General features: G+C 35.4%; 18 protein-coding genes. All 18 read right to left on the minus strand.

Annotated features, from left to right (window positions below; all coding sequences use genetic code 11):
• Positions 1–59 precede the first annotated feature (59 nt).
• Positions 60–950, minus strand: coding sequence for a permease-like cell division protein FtsX (gene ftsX, locus IEV41_RS17025; protein WP_188389700.1), 891 nt, complete (start codon positions 948–950; stop codon positions 60–62).
• The gene (gene ftsE, locus IEV41_RS17030) at positions 940–1626 is read right to left on the minus strand and encodes a cell division ATP-binding protein FtsE (protein ID WP_188389701.1); all 687 of its coding nucleotides are present in this window, start codon (positions 1624–1626) and stop codon (positions 940–942) included. The genes ftsX and ftsE overlap by 11 nt, the downstream gene beginning before the upstream one ends.
• A gap of 209 nt (positions 1627–1835) precedes the next feature.
• Positions 1836–2159: a cytochrome c551 gene (cccB, locus tag IEV41_RS17035; protein WP_188389702.1), complete on the minus strand. Its 324-nt coding sequence runs from the start codon at positions 2157–2159 to the stop codon at positions 1836–1838.
• A gap of 442 nt (positions 2160–2601) precedes the next feature.
• Entirely contained in the window at positions 2602–4293 is a 1692-nt protein-coding gene (locus IEV41_RS17040) for a methyl-accepting chemotaxis protein (RefSeq protein ID WP_188389703.1), read from the minus strand.
• 255 nt (positions 4294–4548) lie between these two features.
• Positions 4549–5650 (minus strand): peptide chain release factor 2 gene (prfB, locus tag IEV41_RS17045; RefSeq protein WP_188389704.1). Its coding sequence is split into 2 segments (ribosomal slippage): positions 4549–5577 and positions 5579–5650, totalling 1101 coding nucleotides; the frame shifts between segments, so codons are not numbered across the junction.
• Between the two features lie 95 nt (positions 5651–5745).
• On the minus strand, positions 5746–8250 hold the full coding sequence (gene secA / locus IEV41_RS17050; protein WP_188389705.1) for a preprotein translocase subunit SecA: 2505 nt from the start codon (positions 8248–8250) through the stop codon (positions 5746–5748).
• A gap of 197 nt (positions 8251–8447) precedes the next feature.
• Complete coding sequence (gene hpf, locus IEV41_RS17055) at positions 8448–8984, minus strand: ribosome hibernation-promoting factor, HPF/YfiA family (protein WP_188389735.1); 537 nt, start codon at positions 8982–8984, stop codon at positions 8448–8450.
• A gap of 247 nt (positions 8985–9231) precedes the next feature.
• On the minus strand, positions 9232–9429 hold the full coding sequence (gene cspD / locus IEV41_RS17060; RefSeq protein WP_188389706.1) for a cold-shock protein CspD: 198 nt from the start codon (positions 9427–9429) through the stop codon (positions 9232–9234).
• 195 nt (positions 9430–9624) lie between these two features.
• Entirely contained in the window at positions 9625–10035 is a 411-nt protein-coding gene (gene fliT, locus IEV41_RS17065; RefSeq protein WP_188389707.1) for a flagellar protein FliT, read from the minus strand.
• Positions 9975–10376, minus strand: coding sequence for a flagellar export chaperone FliS (gene fliS, locus IEV41_RS17070; protein WP_188389708.1), 402 nt, complete (start codon positions 10374–10376; stop codon positions 9975–9977). Before fliS ends, fliT begins: the two co-directional genes overlap by 61 nt.
• 4 nt (positions 10377–10380) lie before the next feature.
• Entirely contained in the window at positions 10381–11916 is a 1536-nt protein-coding gene (locus IEV41_RS17075) for a flagellar hook-associated protein 2 (RefSeq protein ID WP_188389709.1), read from the minus strand.
• A gap of 18 nt (positions 11917–11934) precedes the next feature.
• On the minus strand, positions 11935–12273 hold the full coding sequence (gene flaG / locus IEV41_RS17080; RefSeq protein WP_188389710.1) for a flagellar protein FlaG: 339 nt from the start codon (positions 12271–12273) through the stop codon (positions 11935–11937).
• 159 nt (positions 12274–12432) lie between these two features.
• Positions 12433–13503 carry a glycosyltransferase family 2 protein gene (locus IEV41_RS17085; RefSeq protein ID WP_188389711.1) on the minus strand — a complete coding sequence of 357 codons (1071 nt, stop codon included), beginning with the start codon at positions 13501–13503 and terminating at the stop codon, positions 12433–12435.
• Between the two features lie 97 nt (positions 13504–13600).
• On the minus strand, positions 13601–14287 hold the full coding sequence (locus IEV41_RS17090; protein WP_188389712.1) for a class I SAM-dependent methyltransferase: 687 nt from the start codon (positions 14285–14287) through the stop codon (positions 13601–13603).
• Positions 14288–14528: 241 nt separating this feature from the next.
• Positions 14529–15635: a CDP-glycerol glycerophosphotransferase family protein gene (locus IEV41_RS17095; protein WP_188389713.1), complete on the minus strand. Its 1107-nt coding sequence runs from the start codon at positions 15633–15635 to the stop codon at positions 14529–14531.
• 94 nt (positions 15636–15729) lie between these two features.
• Positions 15730–17223, minus strand: coding sequence for a glycosyltransferase (locus IEV41_RS17100; protein WP_188389714.1), 1494 nt, complete (start codon positions 17221–17223; stop codon positions 15730–15732).
• 17 nt (positions 17224–17240) lie between these two features.
• A complete protein-coding gene (locus tag IEV41_RS17105) occupies positions 17241–19157 on the minus strand; it encodes a glycosyltransferase (RefSeq protein ID WP_188389715.1) in 1917 nt (638 codons plus the stop codon).
• A gap of 88 nt (positions 19158–19245) precedes the next feature.
• The coding region (locus tag IEV41_RS17110) for a flagellin (protein WP_268235151.1) at positions 19246–19755 on the minus strand (510 nt) is incomplete at its 5' end.

Here is a 19755-nt window from a genome sequence, read left to right on the forward strand (position 1 = left end):
AAAGCAAACCTTCTAGTCGAAAGATACACATCTTCTACTAGAAGGTCAAAAGTTATGATTTATTTTTTCAAGAACTTGCGAATTGACATTACGCTTCCCCACATACCGATGCAACCACCGATTAATAATAGGATAAGTGAAATGACCAACGCGTATGGGAACAACGGCATTAATTGAATGATGTTGTTCGTCTTATCAGCAAGCATGCTATAACTTGACTGATACGTTGTTAATACGAAGATAATTGGAATGATTGAACCTAGAACTCCTAATAATAAACCTTCTAATAGGAATGGCCAACGAATGAAACTATTCTTCGCACCTACTAAGCGCATAATTTCAATCTCATCTTTACGTGCAAAGATTGTTACTTTAATTGTATTCGAGATTAAGAACATCGCTGTGAATAATAGACCGATGATTAATACAATACCAACACTGCGGATTGTATTTACAACATCAAATAACTTTTCTACACTCTCTTGTCCGTAGTTTACTTTTGTAATATACGTAACTTTTTCGATTTCTGTTGCAAGATCACCAATTTCTTGTGGGTTCTTCGGCTTCACGATAAACGTATCATGTAATGGATTATCTTGCTCAATTAATTCTAATGCTTTCGCAGAATCTCCAAAGTTATCTTTTAACTTCTCTAACTCTTCTTCTTTCGATGAAAAGACGATTGAATCCACTCCATCTAATTTCTCAATGTCATTCTTTATTTGATCATGCTCTTCCGGTGTTGCAATAACATCAACATATGCATGAATTTCAACATCTTGTTCCAATGACTTTGCCATATGATCTACGTTCATAATAATAGATAAAAATGTTCCAACTAGCATTAACGTAATTGTTACTGCACTAATTGATGCAAATGTCATCCATCCATTACGGCCTAAGCTCTTGAATCCTTCACGTATATGACGCTTTACCGTATTAGTCTTCATATCCGTACTCCCCTCTTGCTTCATCACGTACAATTCTACCTTTTTCAATTGCGATTACACGCTTCTTGATTGTATTTACGATTTCACGGTTATGCGTCGCCATGATAATCGTTGTTCCTGTATCACTAATCTCCTTTAAGATATCCATGATTCCCCATGTTGTCTCTGGATCTAAGTTTCCTGTTGGCTCATCGGCAATTAACACTTTCGGTCTGTTCACAATTGCACGCGCGATTGCAACACGTTGTTGCTCTCCACCAGATAATTCATTTGGTTTCATGTTCGCTTTGTGTCCAATCTTCACTTGATTTAACACGTCCATTACACGTTTTTGAATTACTTCAGGCTCTTCTTCAATTACTTCCATCGCAAACGCTACATTCTCATATACCGTTAGCGTCGGTAGTAATTTAAAATCTTGGAAGATAACGCCAAGGTTACGACGGAACATCGGCACTTCTGTATCCTTAATTGTGCCAACATTCATTCCGTTCACTAGCATTAATCCTGTTGTTGGCTTTTCTTCGCGGTACATCATTTTGATAAACGTCGATTTACCAGCACCACTTGGCCCTACTACATATACGAATTCGCCTTTTTGAATCTTTATATTAATACCATTCAACGCACGAACACCATTTGGGTACGTCTTATGTACTTCTCTCATTTCGATCATAACAATCACCTAACATACCTTTCTTGTTTTCTCTTCATTTATATTCATTACGACACGTTTCTACAGTAATTTGCATTTATCCATACACCAGTATACCATTATTTACTTTTCAAGAAAGCTATAATTATATTACAGTTTCATTTCAAAAGGTTGCAGAAACAAACAAAGAATATAAAAAGGCGGAGAAATTTTCTTTTCTCCGCTACTTCTTACTTCTTCTCTGCTAACCACTTTGCCACTTCTGTCGCATCTGCTCCTTGTAGGAAGCCCCCACGCATATTTCCTTGGCCCTTTAAAATGATTTTTTCAATTTCTTCTGCCGAATATTTATTTCCAATTTCCGATAACTTAGGACCTGCATTCCCCTCTAAATTACCACCATGGCAACTTGCACAGCTACGTTTAAATAACTGTTCACCAGATGCTGTTGGTGTGGTACTTGATGCACCATCTGGTTTTTTCGTATCTTCTTTTCCACATGCCCCTACTACTAATGAAACACCTAGTAATAATGCCACTACTTTCTTTTTCATTCTTCTTGCCCCCTTATGTACAACTACCACTTTCATTATACAATGGAAGTTTGTTTTGTATAACTACAGCACAAAAAAAGCTTTTTACTTGCTTTTGCTTGTGAAAAATGTTCATTTTTGAACACATATGTGCGATACGATAAATAATACTTATCGAAATGATTTCTTTTCTTCTTTTTACACCGAGCTCCATATTTACTACAATAAAAGCAAATAAATACCTCGTTTTATCCCTCTATATACCCCAAAGAGATAGAAACACACAACCAACCCCATTTACCCACATTTTTGTATGAAGTTATCCTACCTGTCACATGATGCTGCAAGGATAACTTCTTTTCTTTTTGTTCATTTGATAGGAAGGCTCCTACAATGCAAACGAATGTTTCAAGCACAACTATAAAAATGCCCCCACCTCGTCATGAAGTGGGGGCTACATGCATTAATTTGTCTTCAACTGAACAACTAACTTCTCTAATTCTTCTACTACTTGTGTCATTTGTTGCGATGTCGCTGCCATCTCTTTCATGACTTCTGTTTGCTCTGTCGCATCTTCTGATGATTTCATTGTTTGTGCCTCTACATCTTTTGAAATAGATGAGATTTCCGATAATGCTGCATTTACTTCTTCTGCTCCAGCTGACATTTCTTCCGCTGTTGCAGATACTTCTTGTACTTGGTATGTAATTTCGTTAATCTTGCCTACAATCGAACTAAATGCTTGTTCAGCTTCACGAATTGCCGTCATACCACTCATTGATTCATTTTGACCTCGCTCCATCGCTACGGTTGCTTCTTTCGTGTCTGTATGAATCTGTTGAATTAACGTTGTAATTTCTAATGCTGATTGCTTCGATTGTTCTGCTAGTTTACGAACTTCATCTGCTACAACTGCAAATCCTCTTCCATGCTCACCAGCACGTGCAGATTCAATAGCTGCATTTAAAGCTAATAGATTCGTTTGATCCGCAATTGTTGTAATGCTTTCTAACGCTTTATCAATTTGTTGCATACGTGTCACAAGACGATGTACGACATCAGACGTTTCACCAACAACTGTATGAATCGTTGTCATTTGAGATAATGATTGCTCAATGACTTCCTTCCCGTCATTTGCTTGATCTGATGTAACTACCGCTAATTCTGCTACCGTTGATGCTGATTCCGCAATTCGTTGAACACCAATTGCCATCTCATCCATCGCAACCGAACTTTCTTGAATACTCGCTACTTGTTGTTGTACTCCTGTTGCTAAATATGACATCGTCTGTGCCATTTCTGTCGTTGCTTCCATTGACGAAGATGTGCCAATATTCACTTGCTCGGACGATTCCTTCACATTCACCGCTGTCTCTTTCACATTACTAACAAGGTCTTGCAAGTTATCCAACATTTGATTGAAGGATGTAGCAATAGCACCAATCTCATCGTTGCTCGTTACATCCAGCCTCGCAGTTAAATCACCTTCATTTGAAGATAATTCACGTAACTTCCCATCAATTGCTTGAATTGGTTCTACTAATTTATGTGCGAACCAGAAAGCTAATGCAACTGCAAGAAGTGTACATACAATCAATGCTATCAATACAATTGTCTTCATGTTTTGAGCAGATTGCTCAATTTCGCCAAGGGCTACTTCTTCTTTCTTATCTTCTGCATCACGATAGTTAGTGAAGTTTACTTTAATATCTAAAATTTGCTGTCTAGTTTTCGCTGCTAAAGCTGTTGCTTCTTCCCAGTTACCTTCTTTCGCCGCAGTAAATACAGTCGATTCAATTAACTTTCTCCACTCCGTAGAAGCGTTAATTGTATCCTTCACTTCTTTTGCTAGCGTTGGATCATTTAATAATTCTTGCTGTGTTTTACTTAAAGAAGCTGTTATTTGTTCAAAACGCTTTAATTGTTCATCATCCTTATATAATAAGTACGCTCGTAATGCACCTAGTCTTTCCTCTGTTTGATTCGCCTGATCACGATATAATTTCGACTTTGGTACAATTTCTTCTTGTAATACCGTTATTTTCTCTACCTTTTCTGCTGAGGAGAAATAAACAAACGTTAACGCTATTCCAAATAGTGCACATATACCAAGGATCATCCCTAAGATTTTCCCTTTAATACCTATGTTCCTCATACTCTCATCTCCATTCTACTGTAACATATCACTATACACCGCTTAAAAAAAAGAAAAGCAGCATTTTTCAATTAAAAAATGCTACTTCCTCTACTGAAATAGTATACCAAATGCACTTTTACATAGAAAGGTAAGATACCTTAAAGAAAACCCTTACAACCGAAAACAGTCAAAACTAATCACTATTTACCATTTTTTATCTATCGTAATCCGTTCTTTTTTCTTATAAAAAAGAAAAAAGCTAGTCATAATAGACTAGCCGATTTTAGAACGTAAGTATGCATCGATGAAGATATTAATATCTCCGTCCATTACTGCTTGTGTGTTCCCTACTTCTGTATTTGTACGATGGTCTTTCACTAATGAATATGGGTGGAAAACGTATGAACGAATTTGGCTTCCCCAGCCAATTTCCTTCTGCTCACCACGAATTTCATCTAACTGCGCTTGTTGCTCTTCTACTTTACGTTGATATAACTTCGCTTGAAGCATCTTCATCGCACGGTCACGGTTTTTGATCTGTGAACGCTCTGTTTGGCATGATACAACAACACCTGTTGGAATATGTGTAATACGAACAGCTGAATCTGTCGTATTGATATGCTGTCCACCAGCACCACTTGCACGGTACGTATCTACTTTTAAATCTTCTGTACGAATATCAATTTCAATCTCATCATTAAATTCCGGCATAACATCACATGAAACGAAAGATGTATGACGGCGACCTGATGAATCGAACGGCGAAATACGCACTAAACGGTGTACACCTTTTTCTGCTTTTAAGTAACCGTATGCGTTATGACCTTTGAATAGCAACGTTACACTCTTAATACCTGCCTCATCGCCAGGTAAGTAATCTAACGTTTCTACTTTAAAACCTTTCTTCTCGCCCCAACGAGTGTACATACGAAGAAGCATCGAACCCCAATCTTGCGACTCGGTACCACCAGCACCTGGGTGAAGCTCAACAATTGCATTATTCTTGTCATATGGCTCGCTTAATAATAACTGCAATTCATATTCATTCATGCCTGCTGTTAATGCTTGTACTTCTTCTACTAATTCCGCTTCTAAGTCCGCGTCTGGCTCTTCTTTCACTAACTCATACGTTATTTCTAAGTTCTCATATGTTTCATCTAGCTCTTTAAACTTGTTTACCATTTCTTTCAGTGCATTAGCTTCGTTAATAATCGCTTGCGCTGCACGTTGGTCATCCCAAAAGTTCGGAGCTAACATGTCGTTATCTAACTCTAAAATTTGTGCCTCTTTTGCTTCTAAGTCAAAGAGACCCCCTAAACATTGTTAATCGTTTGGACATCTTCTCTAATTCTTGCTTAATTTCTACTAATTCCACGAGAAAAACCACCTTTTCTTTGTTTACCTTTTATACATCACACACTCTCTTCTTAGAAGAGAGTGTGTGATCATTTTACCATAGTGTACGCGTTCTTATCGTCCGCAGCACGATTTGTATTTCTTTCCACTTCCGCATGGACAAGGTGCATTACGACTTGTGGTATCTTGCTTCACAACTGGCTTGCGCTTCGCCTCTCCCTCTTTCGGGTTAACGGCTTCACCTTTCGCCACTTCTTCACGCTCTAAGTTATTATCAATTTGCGCTTTCATCACGTAACGTGTTACATCTTCTTCAATCGCCGCAATCATTGCTTCAAACATTGCGAATCCTTCCATTTGGTATTCACGTAATGGATCAATCTGACCATATGCACGTAAATGAATACCTTCGCGTAAGTGATCCATTTGATCAATATGGTCCATCCACTTCGAATCAACAGAGCGAAGAACGATTACTTTCTCAAATTCACGCATTTGATCTTCTGGCAATTGTGCTTCTTTCTCATCATAATAAGCCATTGCTTTTTCAATAATAAGCTCCGTCATTTCTTCAGGATCTAGACGACTTAACTCTTGTTCTGTTACGACACCTTCTTCAAGAATGTTCGCATTCACATAATCAACAAGACCTTTTACATTCCAGTCTTCTTCTAATTCTTCCGCTGGTGTATGCATCGCAACAACTCGACCGATCGTTGCTTTCACCATGTTCTCAACAATTGTACGTAAATTCTCCGCATCTAGTACTTCATTACGTTGACCGTAAATAACTTCACGCTGTTGACGAAGAACATCATCGTATTGAAGTAACTGCTTACGCGCATCATAGTTATTTCCTTCTACACGTTTCTGTGCAGATTCTACCGCACGAGAAACCATCTTACTTTCAATTGGTTGTGAATCATCCATACCAAGACGATCCATCATTGCCATCATATTATCTGCACCGAAGCGACGCATTAACTCATCTTGCATAGATAAATAGAATTGTGTAACACCTGGATCCCCTTGACGACCAGAACGACCACGTAACTGATTATCAATACGACGCGATTCATGGCGCTCCGTACCAATAACTGCTAATCCACCAATCTCACGAACACCTTCGCCAAGCTTGATATCTGTACCACGACCGGCCATATTCGTTGCTATTGTTACAGCACCTTTTTGTCCTGCCTCTAAAATAATTTCCGCCTCACTTGCGTGGTTCTTCGCATTCAAGACGTTATGCTTTACGCCATTCTTTGTTAATAATTTCGAAATTAACTCCGACGTTTCGATTGCAACTGTACCAACAAGAACTGGCTGTCCTTGCTTGTGGCGTTCTGTAATATCTGCTACAACCGCAAGGAACTTCCCTTCCATTGTCTTATAAATAACATCTGCACGGTCATCACGAACAACTGGTTTATTCGTTGGGATTACAAGTACGTTCATATTATAAATGTTACGGAACTCTTCTTCCTCTGTCTTCGCTGTACCTGTCATACCAGCTAACTTCTCATACATACGGAAGTAGTTCTGGAACGTAATTGTCGCCAATGTCATGCTTTCATTTTGAATTTTTAAACCTTCTTTTGCTTCAATTGCTTGATGTAGACCTTCACTATAACGACGACCTTTCATTAGACGACCTGTGAACTGGTCAACAATTACTACTTCTCCGTCTTGTACAACATAGTCAACATCATTATGCATTGACACATTTGCACGAAGCGCTTGGTTAATATGGTGGTTAATTGTTACGTTCTTCAGGTCGAATAAGTTCTCTACTTGGAAATAACGCTCTGCCTTATTCATTCCTTCTTCCGTTAACTGAACACTCTTCGTCTTCTCATCAAATGTATAATCTGTTTCTTTTGATAACGTACGAACGAAACCATTTGCCTGCATGTAAAGAGATGCTGACTTCTTCGCTTGTCCTGAAATAATAAGTGGTGTACGCGCCTCATCAACTAAAATTGAGTCAACTTCATCGACAACTGCATAATACAGTGGACGCTGTACTTTTTGCTCTTTATATAACACCATGTTATCACGTAAATAGTCGAATCCTAATTCGTTATTCGTGCTGTACGTAATATCTGACGCATACGCATCCTGCTTCTCTTCACGAGAAAGGCTATTTAAGTTAAGACCAACACTCAGTCCTAGGAAGTTAAATAACTCACCCATTTCCGTCGCGTCACGCTCTGCTAAATATTCGTTGACTGTAACAACATGTACCCCTTTTCCTGTTAGGGCATTTAAATATACTGGAAGTGTCGATGTTAACGTTTTACCTTCCCCTGTCTTCATCTCAGAAATATTACCTTCATGAAGGGAAATACCACCTAATAACTGTACAGGGTACGGGCGCTTACCAAGGATACGCGTTGACGCCTCACGCGCAACTGCGAACGCTTCTACTAAGATGCTATCTAACGATTCACCTTTTTTCTGAACACGCTCTTGGAACTCCATCGTCTTCTCTACTAATTGATCATCTGTTAATTTTGCGATTTCTGGACCTAACGCTTCAATCTGGTCCACTTGCTTTTTCATACGGTTTAATTGACGCTTATTTCCGTCAAATACCTTTTTCAACATTCCAAGCATGTATTAAACGCCTCTCTTCTCATCATCATTTGCATTATTTTGCACCGTACCTGTGAACATACGATGAACTTTCTTCGTTCCTACTATTTAATAGATAGCTTAATTTTACCATTATCATCAAGCAAATGACAATAACACTTACAACACAATAAATAAGAACAAAAAAAGCGAGAGAAATATCCCTCGCTCTTGTATATTTATTTCGTTTCAATTAACCCATATTTACCGTCTTTACGAGAGTAGACAATGTTTGTCTCATCTGTCTCTGCGTTCGTGAAGACGAAGAAATTATGTCCTAACATGTTCATCTGCAAAATTGCTTCTTCCGCATCCATAGGCTTCAAATCGAAGCGTTTCGTACGAACAAGCTCTAATGCGTCTTCTTCCTCATGAGAAATAACTTCTGCCTCATGAATAAATGTATACTTAAGCGCTCCTTTTTCACGAGCTTTGCGGTTTACTTTTGTTTTATGTTTACGAATTTGTCTTTCTAGCTTATCAGTAACTAAGTCAATTGCTGCGTACAGATCGTTGTTTGCTTCCTCTGCACGAAGTACTAAATGTGGAAGTGGAACAGTTACCTCAATCTTTTGATGATCTGCGTGGACCTTCAGATTGACTTTTGCTTCTGGAGTAGCATCGAAATAACGATCAATCTTACTAATCTTCTTTTCCACATACTCTCTAATTGCTGGAGTGACTTCAATGTTTTCACCACGAATATTAAATTGCATCATAAGTTGAATTCCTCCTTCAAAGCTATGTTTTCTAGCTATGAATACTATATTCTTGGTTGTGGACGAATATTCCTGCTTATTTTTCTAAAAAAATAAAAAAGATGCTGAAATTTATCGCATCTTGTTGAAAAGTTGTCACAATTACATAGCGAAGGCTCATCCCTATAAAAGGGATGAGCCTGTTACGTGCTTTTTCATTATCTATGGTAGTAGGTTTCCCTACCCAATAAGCATATTAATGAAATTAAAGCTTAGTTACGTTCGCTGCTTGAGGTCCACGGCTTCCTTCAACGATTTCGAATTCTACTGATTGACCTTCTTCTAAAGACTTGTAGCCTTCTGATTGGATAGCTGAGAAATGAACGAATACATCATCACCGTTCTCGCGCTCGATAAATCCAAAACCTTTTTCTGCATTAAACCATTTTACTTTCCCTTGCATTAAATCCATTCCCTTCAATCATAAACTATGTGGAAAATGTGTCCACAACTTGAATATATAGTATTTAATTCCTAAAGTCAAAAAAGGATTATCGCCTTTTTCTTAGATTATTCGACATTATGTAAAATATTTACTAAAGTTATATTTCACTTTATAAAAAAACTTCCTCGCCCACTAAGACGAAGAAGTCTCTCCTTAATTACGCTTATCAAGAAACATTCCGTCCATCGACGTATTCCCATACGGATTACGATATTTCTGACCGTGTTGTTTCTGTTTGTTCAATTGTTGAATATCAACTTTCACTTCTTGCTTCAAACGTTGTAAGCCCACTTTCACATGTTCATTCATCTCAACAATTTGTAATCCCATCATTCGCTCTTCACGCGAATAAGGAGGTTCTAATTGCTCCAAAAGCGCATCACGCTTTTCTAATAAAGCTTCTACAGATTCAATATGTGCATCTCGATTATCTTTCTCATATGCTGCGTCTACTAGTTCATGTAATTCTTTCGTTACTTCATATACTTGCTGCACAATACCCATTAAGCCTGTCCACCTGTTGTATGCTGTTGCTGGCGATAAATGTGAATAACTTGCTTCCATGTGTCACGGAACTCACGTACGAATCCTTCTACCTCTTCTATAAGCGCCACATCATTTTTAATGTTCGCTTGAATAAGTTGACGATTCATATATTCATATAAAGAAAGTAAATCCTTCGATAATTCTACTTCTTTATTTAAAGTGACCATTAATTCATGAATAATAGCCTGTGATTTTTGGATATTTTCATTCTTCACTTGGATATTTTTCTGATCCATTGCTACTTTTGCACGGCCTAAGAACTTTAAACACCCTTCATATAACATAAGTGTTAATTCCCCTGGTGACTTCGTTGTCACCGTATTTTGTTGATACGCTTCATATGGATTTCTCATTCCCATGGTCTTACATTCCTCCGAATTGTTGCATTAAATAAGAAGATTGCTGGTTAGCTCTATCTATCGCTTTCTCCATCGCAGTGAATTGTTTCCAATAACGGTTCTCGACTACCTTCAATTTATCTTGCATACGCTTCATTTGTTTGTCTAAATCATTTAAACCTCTACCAATTTCAAACTGATGGTTAACACTTGTTGTTTTACCAGCTTTTTTCTCAATACTATTTATTGTTTCTTGAGTAGAACTTATAATACGCTTTGCAATACCTTTTTCTCCCTCAGTCTTACCATCAGCAGTAAATAACTTAGCCACACTGCTAGGATCTGCTTTTAGAGCTTCTTCTAATTTTGTTTTATCTAGCACTAGTTTACCATTTTCCGTATAACTTTTCGAAAAATCAATACCAATATCTTTTAATGTCTTATATGCACTATCTGTTGATTGAAGCATGTTCGACATATCATGTCGCATCTTTGTCAGACCACTATTAATACTAGAATCGTTTCGAAGTAATCCACTACTTGCCTTTTCTTCCCATAATTCGATTTGCTTCTCCGACATATCTTTCTTCTGCTCTTCTGTTAATGGCTGAAAATCACGATAGCGCTTTTCTCTTACTTCATCATTCATCTTCTTAATTGCATCATTATATGCATTAACCCATTTTTCTACCGTTTTGATAATGCCATCAACATCTGATTCTGTTGAAATACGTACCGGTGCAGTCGTTGTTTCCTTTAATGTTAAATCCACGCCACTTACTTTTACTTGATTAGAATGACTTGTAAATTCTACACCATTTACTTTAAACTTCGCATCTTCCCCTGCTGTAGTTGGTGTAAGTTTCCCATTACCATCTGGTGAAAAACCTAATACTTTAAAGAACTCATTTGTTTTACTATCTACAACACCAGCATCAGATTTAATAGCAATTTCGCCACCTGCTCCTGTATCTTTACTTGTTAAAGCTAATTGTTTACTAGTAGAAGAATAAACAGCTGTTACTCCAAGGTTCGACCCGTTGATTTTCTCTATAACAGATTCCAGTGTATCTGTATTAGGATTAATCTTTATCTCAACCTCTTCTTCTTTTGATGCTCCTGGCTTTTTCACCTGGAACTTCAGTGAGAATTCATTATCGAATTTGACTCCATCACTAAACGGAACATCTTTTAACTTCGTTTTCGAATCTATAGCTCCATCTACTTTTATACCGCTTGATTTCCATGTAGATGCCGATGCTAATTGACTCACTTCTACATCTAGGGAGACATTAGCAGTACCCCCTCCACTTGCACTTACTGCTTTATCATTAGAGTTCGATACTTTCTTTGCTGAAAACGTACCTTGCATCCCAACTGTGTCAAATGTAAGCTTACGTAAATCTTCCAATGTTTTATTAATTTCTCGGTATTGATCACGTTGCCATTCATATACTTTTTTCTTACTAGCCATTTTATCTAAAGGGATTCTCTGTGCTTTCATCATATCCCCAACTAATTGATTGATATCCATCCCACTTGCAAAACCACTTATTCTCATTACTTCACAACCTTTTCGCTACATTTTTTTATCTACTAATAACCCAACAAATGTTATCATTTCTGCATGCATATCCAATAATTTCTTAGAAGGTATTTCACGTATCACTTCTTGCGTACGATCATCTACAAGTTCTACATAATATTCATTTGACTTCTCATGCAATTTAAATTGAAGGTGTGTACGTGAAGGTTCTAGAAATTTATTCATATCTCCCGTAACACGCTCAATCTTCTCTTTTGTGATTTCTTTTTTTATTGTCGCCTCTTTTACTTCCGACCTTACTTGTGCTTGTTGTTTCCCTATTTGTTCTAGATGTATGTTATTCTTAGCTGCAAAGGAAATAGGTGAATGCATATACCTCACTCCTTTTTTCCGAGCTTTCTATTATTAATATCGGTAATAATGAGGAATTGTTTAGATATCATTCTCTATCTTCAACATAACATTAGATATATTAGTAATAAAAAAAGAAAGCTTTATAAGTCTATTTATTGACTTATAAAGCTTTCTTTTTTATTTTAATGTATGTACTCTGTCTTTTGCTTTTTGATATCCATAGCTCATGCTCTGTTCGAAACAATTTATAGCTTGATCCTTAAAACCAAACAACTCATAGTATAGACCTAAATTATAGTACGCTAAAAATGTTCCTGTTCCTTCCATACCATCGTGATGGACAGAATCACCTAATTCGATACACTTTTCATAAGATTTCTCAATTAACGGCACGTATTTCATATACATATTCGGATTATGAATACTCATTTCCATATATAATAATCCTAGTAAGAAATGAAAATCTACGTAATCCTTCAAGGAATTCATCTCCAAATGAATAACATCTAAGGCAACATCGAACACTTTTACTTCTTTCATCACATATAAGAAATCTACAACTAAAATATTTCTAAATGAGTCTTCCATTCTTACGTTGTTATACGATTGAATAAAATATTCAAGAGATTCTTCGTATTGACCTGCTAGTTTATACTGTTTAGCCACTTGGTATAATATATATGCATCATCATTTTTCCTTTGTAGTTCTTTTAATAATATTGGTAAATTCCGATCCACCTTATTATTTTCAAAATACCCGTCGTGATGTATCAACACTTCAATATTTTTTCTCGGTAATGAGGAAACTATTTGTTCGTGTATAGCCCCTTCGTAATAGACGCCTTTAGGTATAATGCGCGAAATCCAGGAGATAGAGTTCACCTCTTCTCCACTGTGATTCTTGAATATATTCTTACACTTTATTCGTCCAATCACTCGTTCCCTATTCTTAATAAATTCATGTATTCTTTCATATGAATCCTCTGTCATTACCTCGTCCGCATCTAATACTAATGCATAATCCATTGTAGACTGCTTCAATGCATAGTTCCTTACCTCTGCAAAGTTATCGTTCCATTCGACAGTATAGATCTTATCTGTATATTCTCTAGCTATTTCCTTTGTTGTATCTGTAGATCCTGTATCGACAATAATAATTTCATCTAGCATTTTATGTACAGATTCTAAACATCGACTTAATACTTTCTCTTCATTTTTAACAATCATGCATAGTGAAATAGTGGACATTCTATTTACCTCATTCATATAAAATTGTTTAATTAATTTTCAAGGAATTAGATAGGCAAAAAACTAATAATAAAAAATAATCCTATATTAAAATCAATTAAGATTTGCGAGCTATAATCCTTGCTAAATAAGGATCTTCTCCTTTATAGATCGAAAAACCAGTCCCTTTGGTATATTCTAATACTTCAAATCTGTAAACTTCTTCTAAGTTTTTGACTAATTGCTCCGAGTCCACAAATCTTCTATAGTGATTGTTGTATACTTTTTCTTTATTAGCATCTTCAATTGTTCTAAATTCCGCAGCGAATAAATCGCCATTATCAAGCTGTTTAGCAAGAGTTTTTAACAAAACTTCTTCCGTTTGTTGGTTAATTGAATGAAGGAAAAATCTACTGTATACGAGTAATTTCTTCTTTCTCCCCCTAGCTTCTTCCAACTTCTCTTGTATAAATTTAGATAATTCACTTTCAGAAGAAATATCTACCTGTTTAAAATCAATAGAATCTCTATATCCAGCTTGCTTTATTACATTATTATTTGAATTTATCACTTCTAATGACCTATCGATTCCAGTAACACAAAATCCTTCTCTATAAAATGAGCGAATATCCTGTCCAGTTCCACAGCCAATATCAATAATAAGCGTGTCTTTGTCAATTCTTGATTTAATGTAGCTACAGAATGTAGATTCTTCTTCTATATAAAACCTCTTATAAAATTCATTCCAATATGCTAGATTAACAGTTTCACCAACTGGTTGATTCTTTTCTTTAACTAACTGCATTCTGTTTCCTCCCTGCAAAGTACAACACTACTAATTAAATTATGTGATAAACTATATACGTTACATGATTTCTTCTATACATTTTATCGTATGAACCTCTTTCATCTAGAAAGTGTATGTCACAATACCCCCTCTAATTACCTTCTTCCCAAACTGTAAATTTTTCAAATCCACTCTTCTTACACAGTTCTCCTAATCAATTATCACGAGTAAACCTTTCACTTAACTCAAAATAATTAATTTATTTTTTCCCAAAAACTACTTCTCTTAAGCTAGTTAACAATCTATTTTCATCTGAACAATTATCATCTATCACTTTAATAATTTCATCTGCTGCTCTCTTACCACAATCACCATCTAAGTAAGTGTACAATTCCTTTTGCAACGTATTTATCCTTGCTTTTTGCAAAGTGAATAAGTTATCATTTTCCAACACTTCTTTTATGTCCTCAGTCATATTAATATTAATGATCTGTGAACGTGCTTTTTGTTCTAAACTTCTTTCATCGGTAAGCTCTGATGAAGAAGTTGTATTTAATAATAAAATGTCTTTCCCCGCTAAAATTGCGTCAAAAATCATACCACTATTGTCAGTTACAACATAATCAGCAATTTTTAAAAATGGGAATAAATCTTCGGTACTTACTGAAATATTTTTAAAATGTAGATTAAGATAATCTCTTCTATATTGTTCACTTTCTTTAAAGGCTGTGCCATGATGAAGTTTAATTAAGACATTATAATGTTCTTGAAGCATGTTTATTTTTTCTATCCAGCTATCGATTGAACTTAAGTCCCCATAAGTCGGTGCATACATAATTGTTTTTTTATTTCTATCTAAATCTAATGCTTTTTCAATTGATTTAAGATTGGAAATATCATTTTTAAACCATTTGTCAAACTTTGGATTCCCTATAATCACACAATTATTATCTATATTTAATTTAGAGTAATCATATTGACCATAATTTAAAATACGATCGTAAACAATATTCCACCAACCGTAAATCCATTTCTCTTTCGCTAAACTATACATTACACGAACATGTTTTTTCGCTATTCCCCTTAAATCTTTTGCAAGATATGGACTAACAAGACAATCATATTTAAAACCTGCATCTTTAACTGTACTCATAGTATATGCATCTATATCACTTCTATCTATATCTTCTATAAACGAAATCATATCATTATACATATGGCTAAACTCTGATTGCTTTCCCATCTCATCATTAATAACTATATGACATTGAACTCCTTCTTCTAACAAGCTATCTATTATCGTTTCATATAAATAATAATGAAATGATGTTTCTATATAAAATCCTACTACATTTGAATTATTCATTTTTTCTCCTCATTTACAAACCTGTCATATCTTTATATCCTACTAACCAATTTATGAATACCCTCATAATTATCAATAACTATTTCATGATATTTTATTGTAAACTAACTAAGGGCTCGCTAACTGATAAAGAAAAAATTTTCCAAATACCACCTTGATTAGACAACGTTACGGAACAATTCACCTTCTCATCTAATATGTTCCCAAATTCCTGACCAATATTATGCAATACAAATTCTACATTTGCTTTCGTACAAGTATAATTTATAGCTGTTACTTTCGGGGAACAGACAGTTGCGCTTAGCTCTACGTCTACTTGGCTATCCATGTCATTTTCAATAACTTCAATAAAATCTAAAGAAAACCATTTCACTAGTTTATCTCTCTCATTGGAAGTAGACGAAGAGCCTAGATATTGAATCCCATCAATTGTAGTCTGTATCGCCAGATTTACTATCTCTGATTTATAGATTAAATCATCTTTCACAACGTAATTTTCAAGGGAACTATAGTTCTCTCCTTCTAAGCTTACACGGTAATAATAATTTAAAATCTGCTCTATCTTATTAATGACGTTTGGAGCTCTAAATTTTTCTACTGATTTTTCACATATTTCAGCATCTGGCAACCTTTTCTTCCCGTCCATAATCTGCTGGAATGTTTCTGAAAATCCTTGCCAATCGCCAACTGTGACTAACCAACCATTTTCATGTTCCCTTACAATATCAATTGGACCTGCACATTTCGTCGATATAACTGGAATACCTCGGCCCAATGCCTCTACTAAAACTAATCCAAATCCCTCAAAGTCCGAAGATAGAACTAATACATCAGCACACTCTACACAATCCCAAGGATTCCTCTGCCAGCCTAACCAGTCAATTTTATGAAAAATATCCAACTCTTTAGACAGATTCTCTAAGTAACCTCTATCTGGACCATCCCCAATTATGGATAATGACCATTTACCTTGAAGCTTCTCAAGCCCTCTAAAAAGTGTACTTAATCGTTTCTCATGTTCACTCAATCTCCCTATATATAATAACTTCAAGCCGTTATTACTACGAGGGATTCTTTTGAAATCTCCCATGTTAACAGGATTACCAATATAATAAACCGGTATGTCTTCCATAACATTTTCCTGAATGCTATTTCCAATTATTGTAGAAATAGCTAGATGAGCATCACTGTATTTTAAAGAACGTTGGCCGCCAAAGTATTCCGGAGGACCATGTAACCAAGATATAATAGGAGGTTCTTTTATATCTAATTGAGCAATCGCATTGCGACAAATAAAGCTTAGATTAGGGGCATGCGTTGCCAGTATTACATCTGGTTTTTCCAGTTGGCTTAATATATTTTTGTATCCATTGGATAACGAGAGTGAATCCTCCGAATCAAGATCCCCTTTCTCCCCATAATAATATATTTGTTCTAAAGTCCCACACCATTCCATATATTGCGGGGGGTACGCTTGAAATATTCTGACTGTATGCCCTCTCTTCACTAATTCTTTACTAGTAGTTGAGATTACATCTTCCAATCCACCTTTACCCATAGCATAAACTAAGACAATATCAATAATCATACATGTCTCCCTAACTATTAAAATATAAACCTGTCTAAAATTAAGCTTTTGCCAAATAGCCTCTCTGCTTGATTTACAGTAGATTGTATTTGCATTTCATCCGTTGAATGATTAATAATAAATTGGTAAAATCTGAAGTCTTCTGGCCATTTTGTACATCCATAATTAGCAACTTGTACCCCGTTGAACACATCGTTAGCAGCGAATAATCCATTAATAATATTTAAAAAATCTTGTTCATTCATATCGAGCCAATTACTATCATTATAATATTCCATTGCTTCTACCCTAAAATCATTATCATACAAGATCGCTGCAATATTATGAGAAATACTCACTTGTTGGTCTTTGTTATTATTTAATAATATGTTTACTTGCTCATACTTCCTATAAGTTAAGCATATCGTCAAAGCTGTTAATAACAACTCACTATCGGTTACCTCAAATGAATGGCTTGTTAACATCTGCTTTAATTGCTTACACTTTTCATCTTCAAAGATTTGTTGTAAAAACTCATTTTCAATATTATTACTCTCTAGAATATGATATATGAAAGCATAATCACCGATGTTTAATAATGCTGTTTTAGAATACTCACTTATATTCTTAATAAGTTCTTTTATTTCATCGTTCACGATTCCCGTATCATAAATCGCTAATTCTTTTAATTTAACTAAATGAATTAGCGTATCTTTATTTGGTTGGATAGCACGAACTACCTCTTCCACTATTCGCGGATTGCCTATATCAAAGCATACTCTTACATAACTTACTAAATTACTCTCACTCACTAATCTATTTTTAATAACAAACTCTACTATTTCCTCTTTTGTATGGAACTTATTAAGTATAAATAAAGTATTTCGCATACTTGTCGTACATTGCTTATTAATATTTAATACACTTACATAATGAAAAATTGCTTTTTGATAATTTTTCTCTATAAAATAAATATCCGCAATATCTCGATGAGGTAAAACTTCTCTTATATCCGGACTAAAGATTGTATTAATATAGTAATCCTTATTGTTTAAAATATGATTGAACGCTTCTTTGGCATCTTCATATTGTCCTCTAGCTTTGTATATAGTACCTTTTAAATAAAGGAAATCCGGCGCTGTACTATATAGTGATTCTGCATCTTTAATAACATTTAAAGCTTCATTATATCTTTGCAATCGTATTAAACAATTAACTATATTCACCATGGCATATGCAATCCAAGATGCTTTAAAATTAGTCTTTAATTCATATGCTTTCACGTAGTTATTTAATGCTTCTTCTATATTCCCCTTCGATATACTCTCATTGCCTAAATTAAAATAATCAAACGCAATATTATTTTTATTACTTATTTCATCATTAATTAATTGCTGATTACGTTCTTGCTTGTCTTTCTCTTTCACCGTCGCATTTAAATATCCCGAGTGGAAAATCGTCAACGCTGATTTTTTTAACCGAAGCTCTGTATTACTCTTACTATAAAATTGTTCATGAATTTTCCTAGTATATGCAATATCTCCATCATTTTTATATACACGTTCATGATGGTTTTGAATCATCCTTTCACCATGTACACCTGTGAAGTTTAAAATCATTATCGCGTATGCATTAAAGTTTTCCTTATCGTCTTTTAACTCTAAGAGAAACGACTTGAAATTTTCTTCCTCTACATATTCATCTGCATCGAGTACTAGAATCCATTCACCTGTCGCTTTTTCTGCAGCATAGTTACGTGCTGCAGAGAAATCATGCACCCACTCAAAGTCATAAATATGTTTCGTATATTGTGTTGCTATTTCTTTCGTATTATCTGTAGATCCTGTATCAACGATAATAACCTCATCTACCAAATGAGCTACGGTACTTAGACAACGATCCAATACTTTTTCTTCATTTTTCACAATCATACATAATGAAATAAACGGCCTCATTTTGAAAATTCCTCCAATTAGGTGATAAATATAAGAGAAACACCGTATCAAAAAGACACGATGTTTCGATAAATTTACCACATTAAGATTAACGTAATAATTGTAGTACGCCTTGTGGTTGTTGGTTAGCTTGTGCAAGCATTGCTTGAGCTGCTTGGTTAAGAATGTTGTTCTTTGTCATTGTCATCATTTCTTTCGCCATATCTACGTCACGAATACGAGATTCTGCAGCTGTTAAGTTTTCTTGAGAAGCACCTAAGTTGTTAATTGTGTGCTCTAAACGGTTTTGTACAGCACCTAAGTTAGAACGTTGTGTTGATACTTTTTCTAATGCATCGTTGATTGTTTTAATTGACGCACTTGCTACTGCATTTGTTCCTACTGAAACAGTTGTAGTATTTAATGTTAAGCTAGCAGCTCCCATTCCAGAAATGCCAACATTGATTGTTTGACCACTGTTTGCACCGATTTGGAATGTACCACTGAATTTACCACCTAATAAGTTTTGCGTATTGAACTCTGTTGTGTTAGCAATACGGTCAACTTCTGACATTAATTGGTTTAACTCATCTTGAATCGCTGTACGGTCAGCTGTTAC

Source organism: Priestia taiwanensis (genome assembly GCF_014638355.1).
Classification (GTDB): domain Bacteria; phylum Bacillota; class Bacilli; order Bacillales; family Bacillaceae_G; genus Priestia_D; species Priestia_D taiwanensis.

Coding starts and splice junctions, on each gene's coding strand:
- ftsX (WP_188389700.1), bottom strand. CDS start 950: ATGAAGACTAATACGGTAAAGCGTCATATACGTGAAGGATTCAAGAGC.
- IEV41_RS17100 (WP_188389714.1), bottom strand. CDS start 17,223: ATGATTATTGATATTGTCTTAGTTTATGCTATGGGTAAAGGTGGATTG.
- IEV41_RS17105 (WP_188389715.1), bottom strand. CDS start 19,157: ATGAGGCCGTTTATTTCATTATGTATGATTGTGAAAAATGAAGAAAAA.
- cccB (WP_188389702.1), bottom strand. CDS start 2,159: ATGAAAAAGAAAGTAGTGGCATTATTACTAGGTGTTTCATTAGTAGTA.
- IEV41_RS17075 (WP_188389709.1), bottom strand. CDS start 11,916: ATGAGAATAAGTGGTTTTGCAAGTGGGATGGATATCAATCAATTAGTT.
- cspD (WP_188389706.1), bottom strand. CDS start 9,429: ATGCAAGGGAAAGTAAAATGGTTTAATGCAGAAAAAGGTTTTGGATTT.
- IEV41_RS17040 (WP_188389703.1), bottom strand. CDS start 4,293: ATGAGGAACATAGGTATTAAAGGGAAAATCTTAGGGATGATCCTTGGT.
- flaG (WP_188389710.1), bottom strand. CDS start 12,273: ATGCATTCACCTATTTCCTTTGCAGCTAAGAATAACATACATCTAGAA.
- IEV41_RS17095 (WP_188389713.1), bottom strand. CDS start 15,635: ATGAATAATTCAAATGTAGTAGGATTTTATATAGAAACATCATTTCAT.
- hpf (WP_188389735.1), bottom strand. CDS start 8,984: ATGCAATTTAATATTCGTGGTGAAAACATTGAAGTCACTCCAGCAATT.
- fliT (WP_188389707.1), bottom strand. CDS start 10,035: ATGGAAGCAAGTTATTCACATTTATCGCCAGCAACAGCATACAACAGG.
- IEV41_RS17085 (WP_188389711.1), bottom strand. CDS start 13,503: ATGTCCACTATTTCACTATGCATGATTGTTAAAAATGAAGAGAAAGTA.
- secA (WP_188389705.1), bottom strand. CDS start 8,250: ATGCTTGGAATGTTGAAAAAGGTATTTGACGGAAATAAGCGTCAATTA.
- fliS (WP_188389708.1), bottom strand. CDS start 10,376: ATGGGAATGAGAAATCCATATGAAGCGTATCAACAAAATACGGTGACA.
- IEV41_RS17090 (WP_188389712.1), bottom strand. CDS start 14,287: ATGCAGTTAGTTAAAGAAAAGAATCAACCAGTTGGTGAAACTGTTAAT.
- ftsE (WP_188389701.1), bottom strand. CDS start 1,626: ATGATCGAAATGAGAGAAGTACATAAGACGTACCCAAATGGTGTTCGT.